This is a genomic window from Rhizobium sp. SVR5-2C (assembly GCF_056755115.1).
Genome location: NZ_JBNDHT010000017.1, coordinates 14501 through 33419, shown reverse-complemented (window position 1 = coordinate 33419; position 18919 = coordinate 14501). Strand labels below are relative to the sequence as shown.

The 18919-nt window shown below is 58.8% G+C and carries 19 protein-coding genes; 11 read left to right on the top strand and 8 right to left on the bottom strand.

Annotated features, from left to right (window positions below; all coding sequences use genetic code 11):
* The first annotated feature begins 29 nt into the window (after positions 1 to 29).
* From rlmH to ACPYOI_RS07315, 5 genes are all read left to right on the top strand, one after another.
* Positions 30 to 512 (top strand): 23S rRNA (pseudouridine(1915)-N(3))-methyltransferase RlmH, encoded by a 483-nt coding sequence (gene rlmH, locus ACPYOI_RS07335; protein WP_481418129.1) that lies wholly within the window; start codon positions 30 to 32, stop codon positions 510 to 512.
* A 140-nt stretch (positions 513 to 652) separates the two neighbouring features.
* On the top strand, positions 653 to 2098 hold the full coding sequence (locus ACPYOI_RS07330) for a murein hydrolase activator EnvC family protein (RefSeq protein WP_481422736.1): 1446 nt from the start codon (positions 653 to 655) through the stop codon (positions 2096 to 2098).
* On the top strand, positions 2088 to 3410 hold the full coding sequence (locus tag ACPYOI_RS07325) for a S41 family peptidase (protein WP_168831821.1): 1323 nt from the start codon (positions 2088 to 2090) through the stop codon (positions 3408 to 3410). Before ACPYOI_RS07330 ends, ACPYOI_RS07325 begins: the two co-directional genes overlap by 11 nt.
* Before the next feature lie 81 nt (positions 3411 to 3491).
* The gene (locus ACPYOI_RS07320) at positions 3492 to 4685 is read left to right on the top strand and encodes a divergent polysaccharide deacetylase family protein (RefSeq protein WP_481418128.1); all 1194 of its coding nucleotides are present in this window, start codon (positions 3492 to 3494) and stop codon (positions 4683 to 4685) included.
* Between the two features lie 12 nt (positions 4686 to 4697).
* The gene (locus tag ACPYOI_RS07315) at positions 4698 to 5231 is read left to right on the top strand and encodes an RNA pyrophosphohydrolase (protein ID WP_481418127.1); all 534 of its coding nucleotides are present in this window, start codon (positions 4698 to 4700) and stop codon (positions 5229 to 5231) included.
* A 119-nt stretch (positions 5232 to 5350) separates the two neighbouring features.
* On the opposite strand, the gene bfr is transcribed toward ACPYOI_RS07315, so the two are convergent.
* The 5 genes from bfr to ACPYOI_RS07290 all read right to left on the bottom strand — a co-directional run bounded on the left by bfr (position 5351) and on the right by ACPYOI_RS07290 (position 12357).
* Positions 5351 to 5842 carry a bacterioferritin gene (gene bfr, locus ACPYOI_RS07310; protein ID WP_481420163.1) on the bottom strand — a complete coding sequence of 164 codons (492 nt, stop codon included), beginning with the start codon at positions 5840 to 5842 and terminating at the stop codon, positions 5351 to 5353.
* Positions 5808 to 6224 (bottom strand): (2Fe-2S)-binding protein, encoded by a 417-nt coding sequence (locus ACPYOI_RS07305; protein ID WP_481420162.1) that lies wholly within the window; start codon positions 6222 to 6224, stop codon positions 5808 to 5810. The genes bfr and ACPYOI_RS07305 overlap by 35 nt, the downstream gene beginning before the upstream one ends.
* A gap of 274 nt (positions 6225 to 6498) precedes the next feature.
* Positions 6499 to 9957, bottom strand: coding sequence for an error-prone DNA polymerase (locus tag ACPYOI_RS07300; RefSeq protein ID WP_481422732.1), 3459 nt, complete (start codon positions 9955 to 9957; stop codon positions 6499 to 6501).
* The gene (locus ACPYOI_RS07295) at positions 9954 to 11399 is read right to left on the bottom strand and encodes a Y-family DNA polymerase (protein WP_481418235.1); all 1446 of its coding nucleotides are present in this window, start codon (positions 11397 to 11399) and stop codon (positions 9954 to 9956) included. The genes ACPYOI_RS07300 and ACPYOI_RS07295 overlap by 4 nt, the downstream gene beginning before the upstream one ends.
* A gap of 10 nt (positions 11400 to 11409) precedes the next feature.
* Positions 11410 to 12357, bottom strand: a complete 948-nt coding sequence (locus ACPYOI_RS07290) for an ImuA family protein (protein WP_481418234.1) — start codon at positions 12355 to 12357, stop codon at positions 11410 to 11412.
* 162 nt (positions 12358 to 12519) lie between these two features.
* Between ACPYOI_RS07290 and ACPYOI_RS07285 the strand changes: the two genes are divergently transcribed.
* The gene (locus tag ACPYOI_RS07285; RefSeq protein ID WP_481418232.1) at positions 12520 to 12957 is read left to right on the top strand and encodes a metallopeptidase family protein; all 438 of its coding nucleotides are present in this window, start codon (positions 12520 to 12522) and stop codon (positions 12955 to 12957) included.
* 2 nt (positions 12958 to 12959) lie between these two features.
* Here the strand turns inward: ACPYOI_RS07285 and ACPYOI_RS07280 are convergent, their stop codons facing one another.
* Entirely contained in the window at positions 12960 to 13166 is a 207-nt protein-coding gene (locus ACPYOI_RS07280; protein ID WP_481418231.1) for a DUF1737 domain-containing protein, read from the bottom strand.
* A gap of 4 nt (positions 13167 to 13170) precedes the next feature.
* On the bottom strand, positions 13171 to 14070 hold the full coding sequence (locus ACPYOI_RS07275) for an HpcH/HpaI aldolase/citrate lyase family protein (RefSeq protein ID WP_481418230.1): 900 nt from the start codon (positions 14068 to 14070) through the stop codon (positions 13171 to 13173).
* Between the two features lie 113 nt (positions 14071 to 14183).
* On the opposite strand from ACPYOI_RS07275, the gene ACPYOI_RS07270 reads away from it, so the two are divergent.
* The 3 genes from ACPYOI_RS07270 (at position 14184) to leuD (ending at position 15708) form a co-directional block, all read left to right on the top strand.
* Positions 14184 to 14414 (top strand): hypothetical protein, encoded by a 231-nt coding sequence (locus ACPYOI_RS07270; RefSeq protein WP_168831831.1) that lies wholly within the window; start codon positions 14184 to 14186, stop codon positions 14412 to 14414.
* A 129-nt stretch (positions 14415 to 14543) separates the two neighbouring features.
* Positions 14544 to 14963 (top strand): VOC family protein, encoded by a 420-nt coding sequence (locus ACPYOI_RS07265; RefSeq protein WP_481418229.1) that lies wholly within the window; start codon positions 14544 to 14546, stop codon positions 14961 to 14963.
* Between the two features lie 136 nt (positions 14964 to 15099).
* Positions 15100 to 15708, top strand: coding sequence for a 3-isopropylmalate dehydratase small subunit (gene leuD, locus ACPYOI_RS07260; protein WP_481418228.1), 609 nt, complete (start codon positions 15100 to 15102; stop codon positions 15706 to 15708).
* Positions 15709 to 15766: 58 nt separating this feature from the next.
* Here leuD and ACPYOI_RS07255 read toward each other — a convergent pair whose 3' ends face one another.
* Positions 15767 to 16699, bottom strand: a complete 933-nt coding sequence (locus ACPYOI_RS07255; RefSeq protein ID WP_481418227.1) for a pyridoxal-phosphate dependent enzyme — start codon at positions 16697 to 16699, stop codon at positions 15767 to 15769.
* 173 nt (positions 16700 to 16872) lie between these two features.
* Here ACPYOI_RS07255 and leuB point away from each other — a divergent pair, with 173 nt between their 5' ends.
* Complete coding sequence (gene leuB / locus ACPYOI_RS07250; protein ID WP_481422731.1) at positions 16873 to 17985, top strand: 3-isopropylmalate dehydrogenase; 1113 nt, start codon at positions 16873 to 16875, stop codon at positions 17983 to 17985.
* Between the two features lie 108 nt (positions 17986 to 18093).
* Complete coding sequence (locus tag ACPYOI_RS07245; protein WP_481418225.1) at positions 18094 to 18852, top strand: phosphatase PAP2 family protein; 759 nt, start codon at positions 18094 to 18096, stop codon at positions 18850 to 18852.
* Positions 18853 to 18919: the final 67 nt, after the last annotated feature.

Here is an 18919-nt window from a genome sequence, read left to right as displayed (position 1 = left end):
GCCCTTTGAGGCGTGACGGGAGCGGATGAATGCGTGTGGGTCTTTTTGCGGTGGGACGGCTGAAGTCCGGCCCCGAGAAAGATCTTGCGGCCCGTTATTTCGAACGTTTTGCCAAGGCTGGTCCTGGAGTCGGCCTGGAATTTTCCCGCGTCGCAGAAGTCGCTGAAAGCCGCGCCTCGAATGCGGAAACGCGCAAGCGCGAAGAGGCGGCCATGCTTCAAAAGACGCTTGGCGAGGGCAGCATCCTTATTCTCCTCGACGAGCGCGGCAAGGCACTGGATAGCGAAGCTTTTGCAAATCTGCTGGGTACCTACCGCGATCAAGGCAAGCGCGACCTGATGATTGCAATCGGTGGCGCCGACGGCCTTGATCCCGCGCTTTACGACCGAGCCGACCTTATTCTCTGCGTCGGCAAGATGACCTGGCCGCATCAGCTCGTTAGAATACTCGTCGCGGAACAGCTTTACCGGGCCGTGACCATCCTTGCCGGTCATCCCTATCATCGCGCCTGACGGTCACGAAGCCGTGTCTTGCCAAGCGCGGCTCTCTTTGCCAATCGTTCTGGCAAATGATGCCAAATCGGCTTAGTCTCCGCGCGATTTGAGAGTTACCCTGAACGCGCATGACGAGAACTGCCCCTAAGCGAAAGAGACTGATCCTGCCCGTACTGGCGGCCGGCCTCGGCGCGACGGCAATTTTCGCTCAGTCCGATCTCGGCGGAGCCGGTGCATTTGCTCAGGACGCGCCGGTCCAGACGCCAGCGGCCGAAAGTTCTCAGGAGCCCGCTACTCCCAATGCGGCAACCGACGTGGCTACCGCCCCGGATGAGGTTCCGCCCGATCCGGCCGCAGAGCTCGCAAGGAAGCGGGACGAAACCCGCGCAGAGCTCGAAGCGCTGTCGAAAACGATCAGTCTTTCATCCGATAAAGTCATCGCGCTGCAAAAAAGCATTGCCGATCTAGACAAGAGCAGCACGAATATCCGCCAGGCGTTGATCGATTCCGCTGCCCGGCGCAAGACGCTTGAAAGGCAGATGCTGGAAAGCGAAAAGAAGCTCGCCGATCTTGGTGTCAAGGAAGATGCCATCCACCGCTCGTTACATGAGCGCCGCGGCCTGCTCGCCGAAGTGCTCGCCGCCCTTCAGCGAATGGGCCGCAATCCGCCCCCAGCCCTCCTCGTAACGCCGGACGATGCGCTTGCCTCCGTTCGCAGTGCCATTTTGCTCGGCGCCGTCGTGCCAGGTATGCGCAAGGAGACCGACAAGCTTGCCGGCGATTTGGCGAACCTCGCGGCCCTGCAGGCCGCGACCACCACGGAAAAGGCAAATCTTGCCGCCACGATGACGAACAACATCGAGGAAGAGCGGCGCATGGACATGCTGCTTGCCGAAAACGACAAGCTCAATCGCAGCAATGCCGCAGATCTTGAAGCCGAAAAGAAACGTTCGGAGGAACTGGCGGGCAAGGCGACGACGCTGGAGAGCCTTGTGGCCTCGATGGAATCGCAGATTTCCTCCGTCCGTGAGGCCGCCGAGGCGGCCCGCCGGGAAGAGGAGAACCGGAGGCTCCTCACCGAGGAGCAGCGGGCGCAGGCCAAGGCGCTTGCCGAGAATGGTGTGCCCGATAAAAACCGTATTGCGCCCGCATATCCGTTCGGAGAGTTGAAGGCGAAGTTGGAGTTGCCCGTGGCGGGCGAGATTCTGCGCCAATTCGGCGATGCCGATGGCACCGGACACGAGGCCATGGGAATGACACTGGCCACCAACCCGGACACGGTGGTGACTGCGCCGGCGGACGGACTAGTGGTTTTCGCCGGCTCGTTCCGCAGCTACGGCCAGATGATCATCCTCGAGGCGGGCGATGGATACCACTTGGTGATTTCCGGAATGGACATGATCAGCACCCGCCAGGGGAAATTTGTTTTCGCCGGTGAGCCATTGGCCGTGATGGGTGCGAAAAGAGTCGCGAGCGCAACAGCATTGGCGCTGGAAACCAACAGGCCGACGCTTTACATTGAATTTCGAAAAGACGGAAAACCGGTCGATTCCCGGCCTTGGTGGACCGCCAGAGATACTGGAAAGGCACGCAATGATTCGTAGGGCTTCTCTTGTTTTGGTCGGCGCATTGATGGGCGCGACCGGTATGAGTGTCATCTATGCCGCGGGAGTGCCGGCCGAGGCGGCCGGAGCATCCACCTACAAGGAACTGTCGGTGTTTGGTGACGTTTTTGAGCGCGTGCGGGCCCAGTACGTTACGCCGCCTGCAGAAGACAAGCTGATCGAAAATGCCATCAATGGGATGCTCTCATCCCTCGATCCGCATTCAAGCTACATGAACGCCAAAGATGCCGAAGACATGAGCACCCAGACGAAGGGTGAATTCGGCGGTCTCGGCATCGAAGTGACGATGGAAGACGAACTCGTCAAGGTCATCACCCCGATCGACGATACCCCCGCCGCCAAGGCTGGCGTTCTTGCCGGAGACTATATCTCGGAAATCGACGGCCAGTCGGTGCGCGGGTTGAAGCTCGAAGACGCCGTCGAAAAGATGCGCGGCCCGGTCAACACGCCGATCAAACTCACGCTCATCCGCAAGGGTGCAGACAAGCCGATCGAGCTGACGATCGTTCGCGACATCGTTGCCGTCCAGGCCGTAAAGTCACGTGTCGAAGGCGACGTTGGTTATCTCCGGGTTATCTCCTTCACTGAAAAGACCTATCCGGACCTTGAAAAGGCGATCACCAAGATCAAGGAGACCGTTCCGGCCGACAAGCTCAAGGGCTATGTTCTTGACCTGCGTCTCAATCCAGGCGGTCTGCTCGACCAGGCAATCAAGGTTTCTGATGCTCTCCTTGAGCGGGGAGAAGTGGTCTCGACCCGCGGCCGCAACCCCGACGAAACCCGCCGCTTTAATGCCGGCCCCGGCGATCTGACGGATGGCAAGCCGGTGATCGTTCTTGTCAATGGCGGCTCGGCTTCGGCTTCGGAAATCGTCGCCGGCGCTCTGCAGGATCTTCGCCGTGCGACCGTTCTCGGTACGCGGTCCTTCGGCAAGGGCTCCGTCCAGACGATCATTCCTCTCGGCGAGAACGGTGCGCTCCGCCTGACGACGGCGCTCTACTACACCCCGTCGGGCCGCTCGATCCAGGGCACGGGCATTACGCCGGACATCAAGGTCGAAGAACCCCTGCCGGACGATCTGAAGGGCAAGATGGTGACTGAAGGCGAATCCAGCCTCCGCGGCCACATCAAGGGTCAGAGCGAGACTGATGAAGGCTCGGGCTCCGTTGCCTACGTGCCGCCGGATCCGAAGGATGACATCCAGCTCAACTATGCGCTCGACCTGCTTCGCGGCGTCAAGACAGACCCGTCCTTCCCGCCGAATCCGGCTAAGGCCGTATCTGCCAAGTAGTTTTGCTATGCCATCAGGCGGGAGTATCGATCCCGCCTGATGGCTTTCTGCTGTTTCCCGGTTTTGGGGCGGACGAGGAAATTGGGAACGGATTTGCATGCACCATTGGGCCAAAACCGCAAGGCTGGCCCCAGGCGGCCAGGCGTACTGCGGATCGGCCGCGTCGTCGCCAGCCTCTGCCTGATCGCGATCGGCGGATTTTCACTTTACTCAGCGTTCCGCGACGACGGCCTTCAACAGGCGAAGCCACCTGCGACGGATGTGGCTGCCTCCCCGCCGACGGACACGATCCCAAAAGCCTCCACGCAAAGCCAGACGGGAAGCGATATGCCTCGCTCAGACCCTCGCTCCGGCGCCAACGTCGAAAAGATGACGACGGGTGATGGTTCCGTCGTGACAAAGTACAGTCCGCGACCACGCGACGGCAGCGGTCCGGTGCTGGTGGACGCAACGCAGATCGGCCAGGATCCGCGGATGGCGGCGATGCCGAACGAAAGCCTGCTGGAAGACAGCTCCTTCGGTCGGCTGCCGATTGTGGGACCGGATGGTCGCCGCCCGATGGATCAATATGCGCGGCCGTGGTCCGGCGCTCGCGGCACCCGGGTTGCAATTGTCGTCAGCGGTCTCGGCCTCAGCCAGACGGGCACGCAACGCGCCATCAAGGAACTTCCCGAAGAGATCACCCTCGCATTCGCCGCAAGCGGGAACAGCCTGCAGCGCTGGATGCAGGAGGGGCGTCGCAGCGGCCATGAGATCATGATGCAAATTCCAATGGAGCCATTCGATTACCCAGCTAATGACCCTGGTGCGGAGACGCTGCTGACCTCGAAGTCGCCCGGAAAGAACATCGAGAGCCTGCACCGCGCGATGGGCGAAATCACCAATTACACGGGCATCATGAATTACCTGGGGGGACGCTTTCTCTCCAATCCGGACGCGCTTGAACCGGTGATGCGCGATATCGCCAAGCGCGGCTTGCTGTTTCTCGACGACGGGTCATCCGCGCAGTCAAAGACGGAGGCTGTCGCGAAAGGCACTGAGCTTCCCTATGCGTTCGCGGATCTGCAACTCGACGGACAGGTCGATACCAACGCGATCCTGCAGAAACTCGACGAGCTCGAGCGCATCGCCAAGCGGAACGGTCAAGCTATCGGTGTCGCCTCGGCCTTCGACGAGAGTATTGACGCTATCGCCAAATGGAGCGAAGAGGCAGGCATGCGCGGCATCGAGATCGTCGGCGTCGCGGCCCTCGCCACCGATCCGAAAAACCCCTGAGGAGCATGCCCCGTGAACCAGGCGACAGTCAAAGCCGAAGACCTGCCCTACCGTCCCTGCGTCGGTGTCATGATCCTTAACCGCGACGGTCTTGTCTGGGCTGGCCGGCGTATTCCGGACGGCAATGCCGAGTACGATGGTTCACCGCACCTCTGGCAGATGCCGCAAGGGGGTATCGACAAGGGCGAGGATCCCCTGGAGGCCGCTTACCGGGAGCTCCACGAGGAAACCGGCATCAAAACCGTGACATTGTTGGCAGAGGCCAAGGACTGGATCAATTATGATCTGCCGCCGCAGCTAATCGGCATTGGCCTCAAGGGAAAGTATCGTGGCCAGACGCAACGTTGGTTCGCTTTCCGGTTTGAAGGCGACGAAAGCGAGATCGCCATCAATCCGCCGCCAGGCGGTCATGAGCCGGAATTCGATGCCTGGGAGTGGAGGCCCATGCACGACCTACCCGGCTTGATCGTACCTTTCAAACGAGCGGTCTATGATCGGGTCGTATCCGAGTTCAGCCACCTGGCAGGCTTGAGAGCGCCGGATTAAGAAGAGTTGCTTGCGTCTTCCGCGAAGAAGGACTGCAGTCTGCAGCCCTGATAAGCGAACATCGCCTTGATGCGACGGAAAAGAGGAACCGGCCGAAAAATTCGGCCGGTGGGCAGACCTCAGTCCTTGTCTGCGTCGTCGGCCGAGTCTGCATTGAGCTGGCCATATTTGGATTCGCCGATCTTCTCGAGCAGTTGCAGCTGAGATTCGAGAAAGTCGATATGACCCTCCTCGTCTGCGAGGAGATCCTCAAACAGCTTCATGGAGACATAATCGCCGGCGTCATGACAGATGTCGCGTGATTTCTTGTAGGCCGTGCGGGCGTCATACTCACCGGCCAAGTCGGCTTCGAGAACCTCCTTGACGTTCTGGCCGATGCGCAAAGGCGCGAGTGTCTGAAGGTTCGGATGCCCCTCAAGGAAGATGATACGCGCGACCAGGCGATCGGCATGGTGCATTTCCTCGATGGATTCGGCGCGTTCCTTCTTTGCGAGCTTGGTGTAGCCCCAGTCTTCCAAAAGACGGTAATGGACCCAGAATTGATTGACGGCACCGAGTTCGAGGAATAGCGCCTCGTTAAGCCGCTCGATGACTTTTTTGTCGCCTTTCAATGTCCGCCCTCCTGTTATCCTCGTGGAATTGTTTCAGGCGGGACATGAAATCAGATATCTCACCCTCCGTCGAGTCGCGGCGAGCATGATATTCTTCGGTTGTTTGGATGATGATATCGACGACGTTGGGGAAGCAGCCGCAGCAGCGACCACGCTTTTCCATGGCGTGATAGACCTTCGCAGGAACAATAAGCTGCCAACAATCCTGATCGAGAAGTTCGTTGATGACTTCGCGGATTTCGTGGTCAGTTATGTAATTGCAGCTGCAGACAAGCACGTCTTCATTCCAAACATGACATTCACTATCGTCTTTTCTGCAAAAGAAGATGGTGGCTGTCAAGAAAAAATCGAGATCGAAAGCATGCGACTGGTTGTCCCCCATTCACATGGCCGTGTGAGGTTCGGGGGTGAAATCACGCATTTCGCTTCCGATCCTGCAAGCACCTCGTAAGAATTGTGGACACGCATCCCCTAGAGATCTCGGAGGTGGCACTACCGCGGTGGGTGAACAGACAGGTCATGGTCCTTGCCGTTTTTCTTCGAAACAGGTGACGGTTCAGCAGATTGAAACGATATCGGTTGGGCCGGGTCAGCTCGCTTCAATGATGCAAATCGCTGAGGGGCCTCTCGGCAACGGTTCTCGTCGCACGGCAGCATCAATGAAAATTGCGCCCCTTCGGCATGACCTGAGCGGTCTCTGCGCCATCCGTCTGCCCGCTTGTTGACCTCATTCGCCTTTCAATCGCGGCCTTTTCGAGCATGCGTGCCATCTTCTTTTCGCGTGCATCGGCTGTCGCCCGCATTGTCTCGTCGGCGCGCTCGCTGACCCCGAAGCTCCGAGCTTCCTTCTTCAGAAGGCCGAGGGCGGGCGTCATATCTTCGATATGCTCGACGACAGTGTGAATCACACCACCATGACTTTGCAGTCTACCTTGGATTTTTACGAGCCGCGCTCCCATGACGATCGGGCGATATTTCTCGAAAACCTTTTGCCAGACGATGGCATTGGCAACACCCGTCTCATCTTCCAGCGTCATGAAGATTACTCCCTTGGCCGTGCCCGGACGCTGACGCACCAGCACCAGCCCGGCAATCGTCACCCTCTTTCCGTTCGGGACGCTGAGAAGATCGACGTTACGCGTAATGCCCGCTCTCCGGAAATCCTCTCGCAGGAACGAAACCGGATGGGCCTTCAGCGATAGCGAAAGGTAGCGATAATCCTCGACGACCTGCGCCCCCGGCAACATCTCGGGCAGCGTCACGCTTGGCTCGATCTGGAGTTCGGCATGGGACACCTGATCGAACAAGGGCAGCTTCTCTGCGGCACTTTTCACATCAAGCGCCCGCACCGCCCAGAGCGCCTCACGCCGCGACAGACCGATCGAACGGAAGGCATCCGCATCCGCCAGCCGTTCGATCTCCGATCTTTCGAGGCCTGAGCGCAGCCAGAGTTCACGGATCGATCCGTACCCGGCACCTCGATTTGCAATCAATTTTTCGCTGATGGCTTTTTCAGAAAGGCCCTTCACCTGCCGGAAACCAAGGCGAACCGCTCTTTTCGTTCGGATAATCTCGCGCATGTCCTTGTGCCGGAAATCGACTTTCGGCCTGTCGAAACGCGCTTCCTCCAAAAGACAGTCCCAATCCGAACGATTGACATCGACCTCGCGAATTTCCACGCCATGCTCCCGCGCATCACGCACCAGCTGCGCCGGCGCATAGAAGCCCATCGGCTGCGAATTCAGCATCGCCGCGCAGAAGACATCGGGATAATAGGCTTTGACCCAGGACGAGGCATAGACGAGCAGCGCGAAGGAAGCCGCATGGCTTTCAGGAAAGCCGTATTCGCCGAAGCCCTTGATCTGATTGAAGCATTGCTGGGCGAAGTCTCGAGGATAATCCTTGGCGACCATGCCGTCTATGAACCTGTTCTCGAAATTTCCGATCGTGCCGGTTCGCTTGAATGTCGCCATGGCGCGCCGAAGCTTGTCCGCTTCCGCCGGCGCGAAGCCGGCTGCGGTGATCGCAATCTGCATCGCCTGTTCTTGGAACAGGGGAACGCCGAGGGTCCTTTCCAGCACCGCCTTCAGTTCCTCGCTCGGATATTCGACCGGAATTTTCTTGTCTTGCTGTTCCCGGCGCTTCAGATAGGGGTGCACCATATCGCCCTGGATCGGTCCCGGCCGCACGATCGCAACTTCGATGACGAGATCGTAGAATGTCTTCGGCCTCAGCCGCGGCAGCATGCTCATCTGTGCCCGGCTTTCGATCTGGAAGACGCCAAGCGTATCGGCCCGGCACATCATCGCATAGACTGGCTTACCCTCGTCTCCATGTTCCTTATTGCCGAGATCGGCGAGGGTTTTCCGGACCCCATAATGATCTTCAAGAAGCGTGAAAGCCTTGCGCAGGCAGGTCAGCATGCCGAGCGCCAGCACATCCACCTTGAGGATCTTGACGTTATCGAGATCATCCTTGTCCCATTCGATCATATAGCGATCCGGCATCGCCGTCTTCATGATCGGCACCACTTCGTCGAGCCGATCCCGCGTGATGACGAAGCCGCCGACATGCTGGGTGAGGTGGCGCGGGAAGCTGAGGAGCTCGGAGGCATATTTCAGCACGTTCTGCGTCAGCGGATCCTTGATGTCGAGCCCGGCCGCCTTCGCATCGCGTTCCGACAAATTATCCGCAGACCAGCCCCAGACCAGGCTGCTGATCGCGGTCTGAACATCCTCCGACATTCCGAAGGCCTTGGCGACTTCGCGGCCGGCCGAGCGGGTGCGGTAGGTGGTCACCCCGGCCGTCAGACCGGCATGCGCGATACCATATCTTTTGTAAATGAACTGGATGACCTCCTCACGCCTGTCGTGTTCAAAATCGACGTCAATATCCGGCGGCTCGTCCCGATCCATCGAAATGAAGCGATCGAAAAGAAGCGTGCTCTTGGCCGGATCGACTTCCGTTATCTCCAGGCAGTAGCAGATGACCGAATTCGCAGCCGATCCGCGTCCTTGGCAGAGGACCTTCAGCTCATAACGCGCATGCTGGACGATACTATGAACCGTCAGGAAGTAAGACGCGTAGTTTTTCTGCCTGACCAAATCGAGTTCGTAATCGATTTGCTCCTGGATTTTTTCGGGAACTGGCTCGGGATGATACCGCTTCACCGCACCGGCTCGTGTCAGGCGATCAAGCGTCTCATACGCCGTTTCTCCCGGCGCATTCTCAGCCGGATAGTTGTGACTGATCTCGTCCAATGAGAATTTCAGCCCGGCAAAAAACTTGCCGGTATTTCCGATCGCTTCCGGATAGTTCCTGAAGAGCCGTGACATCTCCCGGCTTTCCTTGAGATAGCGCTCGGCATTCGGCGCCAACAGAAAACCGGCCTTCGGGATTGCCACATGCTCCCGAATGGCAGTTACGACGTCGGATAACGGCCTGCGCGCCCTATCGTGATAAAGTGGCTGATTGGTTGCGATCAGCGCCACACCGTTTTGTCCCGCCATGTTGGAGAAAGCGGCAAATGTCAGCGCATCATGGCCGTTATAGGAGGGGGTCAGTGCCAGAAAAAGATTGGCGCCGAACCGGTCTTTCAGAAGCCGGAGGCAATCCGAAAACAGGCTTCGGCGACCAATATCCTTGATGAGGTTAGGATCGGGCACGACAGCAAGCATCATGCAATCACCCCATTCCATCAGGTCCGCTTCTTCCAGCAAGCAGGTTCCCTTTACGGCACCGTCCTTCAGGTTACCGGCACTCAGCAGGCGGCAGAGGTGCCCCCAGCCTTTCCGGTCTTTCGGATAGGCCAGGATATCAGGCGTCTGATCACAGAAGACGAGACGGGCACCCGGCTGGAAAGGCACGGGGGTAAGTATGTCTTCCGCCTTCTCTTTCTCTTCCAGGCGCCCCGCCAGCTTCCTTTCATGCTTGTTGCGAAGAGCCTTCATCTGGGCATGGGCACGCACGACACCCGCCACGGAATTCCTGTCGGCGATCCCGATCCCGGAAAGGCCAAGGATGGCGGCTTGGGTCACGATCTCCTCAGGCTTGGAAGCACCTTCCAGAAAGGAAAAGTTCGTTTTTGCACCGATTTCGAAGAAGCCCATGCTCATGCGAAAACTCCATGCATGAACCATTGCGGCATGGCCGGCCCATAATGACCTTCGCGGTAGATCCAGAAGCGATAGCCTCTGTCATCCTCGACGCGAAAATAATCGCGGTCTGGGGCATCCGCGCCATCGATCCACCATTCCATGCCGATTCTCTCGGGTCCTTCGCTCCGGACAATACGATGCCGGATACGGCGCCAGTGAAAATTGGCCGGCGCACCGTCCGGAACTTCAATCGCGAAGGCCTCCATGAGCTCCGGCCGGCCGAGTAGCCGCAAGGGCCGTTCACTTCTTGCTGCAGGAAAACTGTTCTGCATTTTTTTTGCTGGCGACGAGAGAGTGTCGATTGCTGGAACGGCGAAGGTAGCCCGCTCCGGCACATGGCTTTCGCGCAGATCGAAGCTCGTCAGGCAATCCGCACCAAGCCGGGCCGAAACCCGATCGACGAAATTCGCCAGTGAAACATCCTTTTGCCGGTCACCATCGAAATCGCCCTGCAGCATCGCGAAATCCTCGTGGCGCTGCACATTTATCCGCAGGATTTCAAAACCATACCCCACATCGAGATCATCATGGATCGCCGTCAGCCTTTCGGAAAAAAGCGCTGCGATACGGTGAGGATCACGAAGCGGCTGTGATGCGCCAGCGGAAATCCGAAAGACGCGGCCATCGACCCTGAAAAGAACGAGCTCGAAAAGCCGGCCGCCTGCGCCCCGCGCTTCAAGGGAGGGTTTCAAGGACATGGCGACCTGTCCGGCCAAGGCAAGAATATCGTCTTCGGTGCCGATCGGCTCCGCGAGCCTGCGTTCGGCAGAAAGGCTTGCCACAGGCAGGCGAGGGGAAACCGGCTCCTCATCCAGCCCCAAGGCCTGATCGAGCCGCAACAGAACGCTGGCGCCAAAACGTCGGGTCAGCGGCGCCCGCGGCGCTTGCAGAAGATCGCCGACATATCGCAAGCCCAGTTTCTGCAGGGCCTCGACGACATTCTCGTCGAGGCGAAGCGATGCGACGGGGAGAGGGGCCAGAACATTTTCGGCCTCCTCCGACGCAATAACTCCGCCCTGGCCGTAGCGGCTGACGGCCCAGGAAAGTCCCGGCGACGACGATATGGCGCCGTAGACATCAAGTCCCATTTGATGAAGGCGCGACAATATTTCCTTGAGCATCGCCCGTTCACCCCCGAAAAGATGGGCGCAACCCGTGATATCGAGGAACAGGCCATCCTTGCCGTCAAGTGCCACCAGCGGGGTATAACGGTCGCACCAGTCGGCAATGCCTTCGAGCAGACGCTGGTCGGCTGCGGGATCCTCCTCCACGACATCGAGGATCGGATGGATCGCCCGTGCCTCGGCAACGCCCAAACCCTTCTTCAGTCCGATCTTTTCCGCCACTTCATCCAGCGCCGTCAGGCGCATGGCATTGTTGAGCCGTCCGGAGCAAACGATCGACGGCGCGTCAGGACGCCCGGCCGAACGCCAGGACAGACCCCATCTCTTGCGGGCTATCCGGTCGGTCGGAAGATGCGGGAAGTTGAGCGCCAGAATGCGCTGCGAGCTCGCCTGGAAAGCGAGAGTCGGCTGATTGGTGGATAGGGAAAAACCGGCGGTCATGAGGGTTCCACTCCAAAAGAAAAGAGAGGGGAGCCGGATTACGGCTCTTCTCCAGGGTGAGACGAAAGACCGGATTGCCGATGCTACCGCCCAGCATCGAGCCATCCGGCAGTGGCCGCGCCTGAGCTGGCACGGTTTCGGAAAGTAAACGGAAACAGGCGCTGCTCGCTTCCTCCTCGCCAGCTTGCCGCAATAGGAAAAGCGGGCGTCCCGAAGCCTTTGTCCTGAGATGCAGGCGCCGGCTCTCGGTCAGGCCGAAGGATTTTGGATTGCCGCGAACCTCCAGAATGGTTGCAGCAAAAACCCCGCTTTCGATGGCCGTTTCCGCAAGCCACAGAGCGTCTTCGAGCTTGCGCGGGCTCGCATAGAAAAAGCGCTCCGGCCGCAGGCCGAAATCCTTCAGGCCGACAGCATAAGGAACGCCCGCCTCCATTGCGGCTATTTTATCAGCAATCCAGAGGATGGGCCCGGGACCGCGCTCTTCCTCTTCGTCCTGCCGCTGCAATACTGCTGCAAGAGCAAATGCAAAGCCGCTGCTGGTCGCCGTATCGCGCAGCATCGGCGTTCGCACTTCCGTTAGTCCATCAAGCGGCAAGCCTCCATCCAATGCCTCGTCCAGCACCGGTATGCGGAAGGAGAAGCGTGGAGATCTTTTTGTTTTCTTCCTAAAACCGCCTTCGCCCAGCGCTTCCTGCTCGGCAGCGGCCAACCCCGGTACCGGCTTTCCCTCGAGCTTTGCAATGGTTTCGCGGAGCGCAAAAAGCCGCTCGCGCGCCACGGCTGTCTTCGCCATGACGTTCACTCCAATTGTCTTGTTCATGTTATGTTCTTATGGATTCCAGAGCTTCCGTGAAGAGTCAACAGGCAATTTCATGTGAATTTATTCCTGTCTTGATTTCACACTCGAAAATCCTTCGCAAAGGCTCTATATGGGCGCCAAAGGAAGGGAATTTTCATGGCCCGCATAGACCAGAGCGAGGATTGGCGGGACCGCCACGCCCCAACGCTCAGTACCTTCGAGTCCCTGGCGATGGAGGCCTACAGCCATCTGCCGGATGAGTTCCGGTCGCTGACCGGCAATCTGACGATTGAAATCGAGGATTTTCCCGACGACGACGTGTTCGAAGACATGGCGCTGGAAACGCCGTTCGATCTGTTAGGCCTTTTCGAGGGCAGGGGCATTTCCGAACGCTTCACCGTCGAAACCGGCGAGATGCCCAATCGCATCCGCCTCTACCGGCGTCCCATTCTGGATTATTGGGCGGAAAACGATGAAACGCTCGGTGACATCATCACCCACGTCCTCATCCATGAGATCGGCCATCATTTCGGGCTCAGCGACGAAGACATGGAGCGGGTCGAAGCCAGCGCCGAGGAAGCCGTCGACCGCTGAGCTTATTGCTCGGAAAGCTTCATGTCCGGATGATAATCCTTGCCTTCGACCTCTTTCACTATCGCCTGACCGGCAATCACCTGGCCCGTCTGGGCATTGAAGGTCAGTGAGGGAGAGCCGTGGAGAGACCAGCCCTTGTTGAGGGCATCGGTTACGCGATGGCAGAATGCGGCGTCGTCCTGGCCAGTCAGAACACGGTAGAGCTTCATGTTATCATTTCCGTTCAGCAATGAGGCGGGCTTTATGAACCAGACTTTCCGCCTGGACAAGATGCAACCGCTCGATCATCCGGCCGTTCAAATTGATGACGTTGAGGCCATCGGCTGAAGGATCGGCGAAAGCGGCGATAATCTCTTCCGCCTCACGGATCGCTGCCTCGTCGGGAGCGAAATGCCGGTTGGCTGCCTCGATCTGTGCCGGATGGATCAGCATCTTGCCGTCAAAGCCCATAGCACGCGCATGCGCGCACTCGGCGTCGAAGGCATCCATTTCCCTGAAATCATTGAAGACGCTGTCGATGGCGTCGAGACCATAGGCACGCGCGGCAAGGATCACCTGCATCAACCAAGGCACAAGATAGGTGCGGCCCGGCTGCGGCATAACGCCCGTCTCCTTCCGCAAGTCGTTCAGTCCGACGACGAAGCAGTCGAGCCGTGAGCCCGGCGTGCGTCCGAACTCGGCGGTGGCCGCAGCGTTCAGAATCCCGCGCGGCGTTTCGATCATCGCCCATATTCTGAGCGTTTCCGGCGCATCGGCATCGCTCAGCAGGTCGCTGACCGTCATGACATCCTGCGGCTCGTCGACCTTCGGCAAAAGCACCGCATCCGGCTCGAGCGCCAGAACCAGCTCCATATCGGCATGGCCGAAATTCGATGATAGCGGATTGATGCGGATGATTTTTTCTTTGTTTTCAAGGGGGCGCGCCGCGAAGAAGGCTTTCAGCCCTTCGCGCGCCTCTTCCTTCTTCTCCGGCGCCACCGAATCTTCCAGATCGAAAATAACAGCATCGCAATCGAGGCTATGGGTCTTTTCAAGTGCGCGGATATTGATCGCGGGGACGCTGAGCACAGAACGGTGCAGGCTGAACGAACGTGTGGGAAGATTTCGGCTCATCACAAATGTGTGCCAAGCTTTGTGAAGCCTGGCAAGACAACAAAATGCCATGCTTGACTTGCAGAGAGGCAGAAGAAGGACCACATCCCTTTCGAAGAAAGGTTCTAAGCTCAATGCAGAATATACGCTTCATCTTCGTCATGCTGGCAGGGTTCACTGTATTCGTGGCGCTTGCCGCTCTCACCTTTTCGGTGACGCTCGCCGTCGGTGGCATCCTGACGGTGCTCATGGCCGCCCGCGCGCTTTCGATGAAGATGAAGCCGGCCCCGGTCCGCGCCAAGGCCGAAGCAAAGCGCGAAATGCGCGTCTGGAACGACGGCCGCGGCACGATCATCGACCTCTGATCGCAACCGGCCATTCAGCCCTTCACAAAAAATTCTTTATGGAGCTGTCGGCTCCCGTTCTAATCCTACGTCCTTGAAGCGGTCGGCCATGATGCCGGACCTTTAAAAATCAGGAGACGGAGGAAGAACATGGATAGCAATGAAACTGCCCCCGCCAAGATGCCGCCGGTCAAGAACGGCCTGCTGCCCTATCTGACGGTCGACGGCGCGCTCAAGGCCGCGGAATTCTATAAGAAGGCATTCAACGCCGAAGAAGCCTATGTCGTGCCGGCCGACGAGAAGGGCCGGACGATGCATGTGCATCTCTATATCAACGGCAGCTCTCTCATGCTGTCTGATGCCTATCCCGAATACGGCCATCCCTTCAAAGGCCATGAAGGCTTCGCCATCCAGCTGGTCGTCGACGATATCGACTCCTGGTGGGAGCGCGCCGTCGCTGCCGGTGCCGAAGTCGTCATGCCGGTCGAACTGATGTTCTGGGGCGACCGCTACGGCCAGCTTCGCGATCCATTCGGTGTGCTCTGGGGGCTGAACGAAACGTCCAAGTAATGGAGCATGCACGATGGGCAGGCCGCGCGAAACGCCGCGTGGCCGCCATTTTAGAAAGATTCTCCTTCATTTCGGCGGGAAACTGGACTAGATGCTGATCAACGAAAGTAAATCCGCTGAATTTGGAGCCTAGGTCATGGATAAATTCGTGAAGCTCACCGGCGTCGCCGCGCCCCTGCCTGTCGTCAACATCGACACGGACATGATCATTCCGAAGGATTATCTGAAGACCATCAAGCGCACGGGCCTCGGCAAGGGTCTCTTCGCCGAAGCCCGCTACAACGAGGACGGTTCCGAAAACGCCGATTTCGTGCTGAACAAACCAGCTTACCGCGACGCCAAGATCCTTGTCGCCGGCGACAACTTCGGCTGCGGCTCCTCGCGCGAGCATGCGCCATGGGCGCTTCTGGATTTCGGCATCCGCTGCGTCATCTCCACCAGCTTTGCGGACATCTTCTACAACAACTGTTTCAAGAACGGCATCCTGCCGATCAAGGTCAGCCAGGAAGACCTCGACAAGCTGATGGACGACGCTTCGCGTGGCTCCAATGCCATACTCACGGTCGATCTCGAAAATTTGGAAATCACCGGCCCCGACGGCGGCTCGATCAAGTTCGATCTCGACGAATTCAAGCGCCACTGCCTGCTGAACGGTCTCGATGACATCGGCCTGACGATGGAAAAGGGCAAGGCGATCGACAGTTTCGAAAAGAAGAATGCCGCTTCGCACCCCTGGGCTGCCTGAGCGAGCAGGGACACCTTACCGATCAAGCCGGGCTTTCGCCCGGCTTTTTCTTTTCAGCCTAGGGAAAGCGCTCTTTCCAAGCCTTCAGCTTGTCGAGCGAGACGCCGATGCCGCCGCAGACTTCGACGAGCGGGTTTTCGAAACGCGAAAGCAGGCCCGGATGGACGTCGGCTACGGCAAGCGCTGCCCCGCAAGCGGGCTCGACCAGGATGCGGTGAGCATCGGCGAATTTCAGGCAGGCGGCAACGGCTTCGGCGTCGCTCACCGATACGCTCTCGATCGGGTGGTGCTTCGGCAGATCGAAGACATGCTGTGCCACCTGGCGGGCGCCGAGCGAATTGGCGATCGATGTGATCCCCGGCAGCGTGATGCGCTCACCCGCCTTGAGGCTCTCATGAAACGAAGCAGCGCCTTCCGTCTCCACCGCGATGACCGGCACATGCGATAGCCCGTTGCGCTTCAGCCCCGCAACGATACCGGCAAGCAGGCCGCCACCGCCGACGCTGGCGATCACACAATCGAAACGCGTGCCGCTCGCCACGACCTCATCGATCAACGTGCCATGCCCCTCCCAAAGCAGAGGATGGTCGAACGGATGCACATAGGCGGCCTGTCGGGCTTCCGAGAGCTTGATCGCATAGGCGTTGGCCTCGTCGAAGACGGAACCATGAACCAGCACCGAAGCCCCGGTCGCCTCGATCGACTGGCGAACCTCGGCCGACGTCGTCTCGGGAACGACGATCGTTACCGGAACACCGAGCGCGCGGCCTGCGAAGGCCGCAGCGATCCCGGCATTTCCACCTGAAGCACAGAAGATTTCCTTCGCACCCTTTTCCACCTCATGCTGACAAAGCCTGCTGACGCCGCGCATCTTGAAGCTACCTGAAGGCTGCAGCGCATCGAGCTTGAGCCACAAAGGCTTGCCATTGGCGCTGTAATCGGTGGCGGTGCGAAGGAGCGGCGTATTGAGATGCAGTGGAGAAGAGGTCATTCTGAATTCCATTCTTGAAACGTGACCATCTTTTGGCGCGGAGACGGGCAGGGGTCAACACATCAGGGAAGGCCGGTACCGCGGCAAACCGTACCGATTCGGCCTCTCCCTTGCTTGAAATGCCGTTTTCCGGGGTCTAAGAAGCCGCAGCTTCTTTTTCCGTGGAGGATTTCATGACAGTGCGCAATCTTTTCCTGCTGCCGGGCGACGGCATCGGTCCCGAGGCCATGGGTGAGGTCCGCAAGATCATTGCTTACATGAATGAGGAGATGAAGGCCGGTTTCGTCACCGATGAAGGCCTGGTCGGCGGCAGCGCCTATGATGCGCATGGCGCAGCCATCTCCGAAGACGACATGAAGAAGGCGCTTGCGGCAGATGCCGTTCTCTTCGGTGCGGTCGGCGGTCCCAAGTGGGATAGCGTTCCTTACGAAGTGCGTCCGGAGGCCGGTCTCTTGCGCCTTCGCAAGGATCTGGAGCTCTTCGCAAATCTGCGACCTGCAATCTGCTATCCGGCGCTTGCGTCGGCTTCCTCATTGAAGCCGGAGCTGGTGGAAGGTCTGGATATTCTCATCATCCGCGAGCTGACGGGCGGCGTTTATTTCGGTGAGCCGAAGGAGATCATCGATCTCGGCAACGGCCAGAAGCGCGGCATCGACACGCAGGTCTATGATACCTACGAAATCGAGCGCATCGCCGGCGTCGCCTTCGAAATGGCGCGCACCCGCCAGAACCGCGTCTGCTCCATGGAAAAGCGCAACGTCATGAAGTCGGGCGTGCTCTGGAACCAGGTGGTGACCGAGACGCACAAGGCGAAGTATTCCGACGTCAAGCTCGAGCATATGCTGGCTGATGCCGGCGGCATGCAGCTCGTACGCGCGCCGAAGCAGTTCGACGTCATCGTCACCGACAACCTGTTCGGCGACATGCTCTCCGACGTGGCCGCAATGCTCACGGGCTCGCTCGGCATGCTGCCGTCCGCTTCTCTCGGCGCGCCGGACGGCAAGACTGGCAAACGCAAGGCACTTTACGAACCGGTCCACGGCTCCGCGCCCGACATCGCCGGCAAGGGCATCGCCAATCCGATCGCCATGATTGCCTCCTTTGCCATGTGCCTGCGCTACTCCTTCAATATGGTCACCGAAGCCGATAACCTCGAAAAGGCGATCGCCAACGTTCTCGACAAGGGTATCCGCACCGCCGACATCATGGCCGAAGGTGCGAGAAAAGTCGGAACCGTTGAAATGGGCGAGGCGATCCTCTCCGAGTTTAAGGCGCTTTCTGCCTGATATTTCACGTGAAACGTTTCTGCCCTCGTGCCTGCCGGCGCGAGGGCTTTCTTATTGAAGGTCCAGGCTCCGGCTCCTATGTCCATTCCCGAACCTCGAAGGAATGGAATGAGCATCACCGTCAATCACAAGCCAGGCTTCATGTCGTACCTGCGCAAGCGTTACGAGGCCCGGCGCACGATCCATCGCAGAGTTCCTTGGAAGGCATTTACCCTTTTCGCGATCAACGTCGTCGCCATCGCCTTTTTCGTCTTCGACAAGCCGCTCGGGGAGGCGGTGAAAAGCCTTTCGCCGCCTTTGGTCACCATAGCCGGCGACGTGACGGATATCGGCCGACTTGCCTGGATTCTCGCCGGACTTTGCACGGTTCTTGCCACCGGTTACGCGGTCCGACGGCGGCTTTGGAAGGTGCGGCGCAGGTTCCGCATGGTCTATTTCGGCCAGATGGCCGCTTATGTCGCGCTTTCGGTCATTTGCGCCAGCGCCGTCGCCAACACCTTGAAATTTCTGATCGGCCGGGCGCGGCCACTGCTCTATGAGCAGGAAGGCATTTTCAGTTTCTCGCCCTTCAGCATGGATTTCTTGCATCAGAGCTTCCCGTCGGGCCACTCGACCAATATCGGCGCGCTCTTCGTGGCGCTCGCGCTGCTCTTTCCGCGGTTCAGGCTTGTCTTCATTGGCGTCGGGCTCTGGCTTGGCGCAAGCCGCGTCATCATTGGTGTCCACTATCCGAGCGATGTCGCCGCTGGGCTGGCGCTCGGTGCCTGGTTTGCTTTTGCGATGTCGATCCTTTTTGCCCGCTTCGGCCTGATCTTTGCCGTCGGCCGCGATGGATGGCCCATCCCTCGGCTGAGTCGGCTTATTTAAGCCTCCCCGTAAAAAAACTGTCGCCGCGAACTGATAGCGTCAATCCGTTCTAAAAAATTGCTTTCGA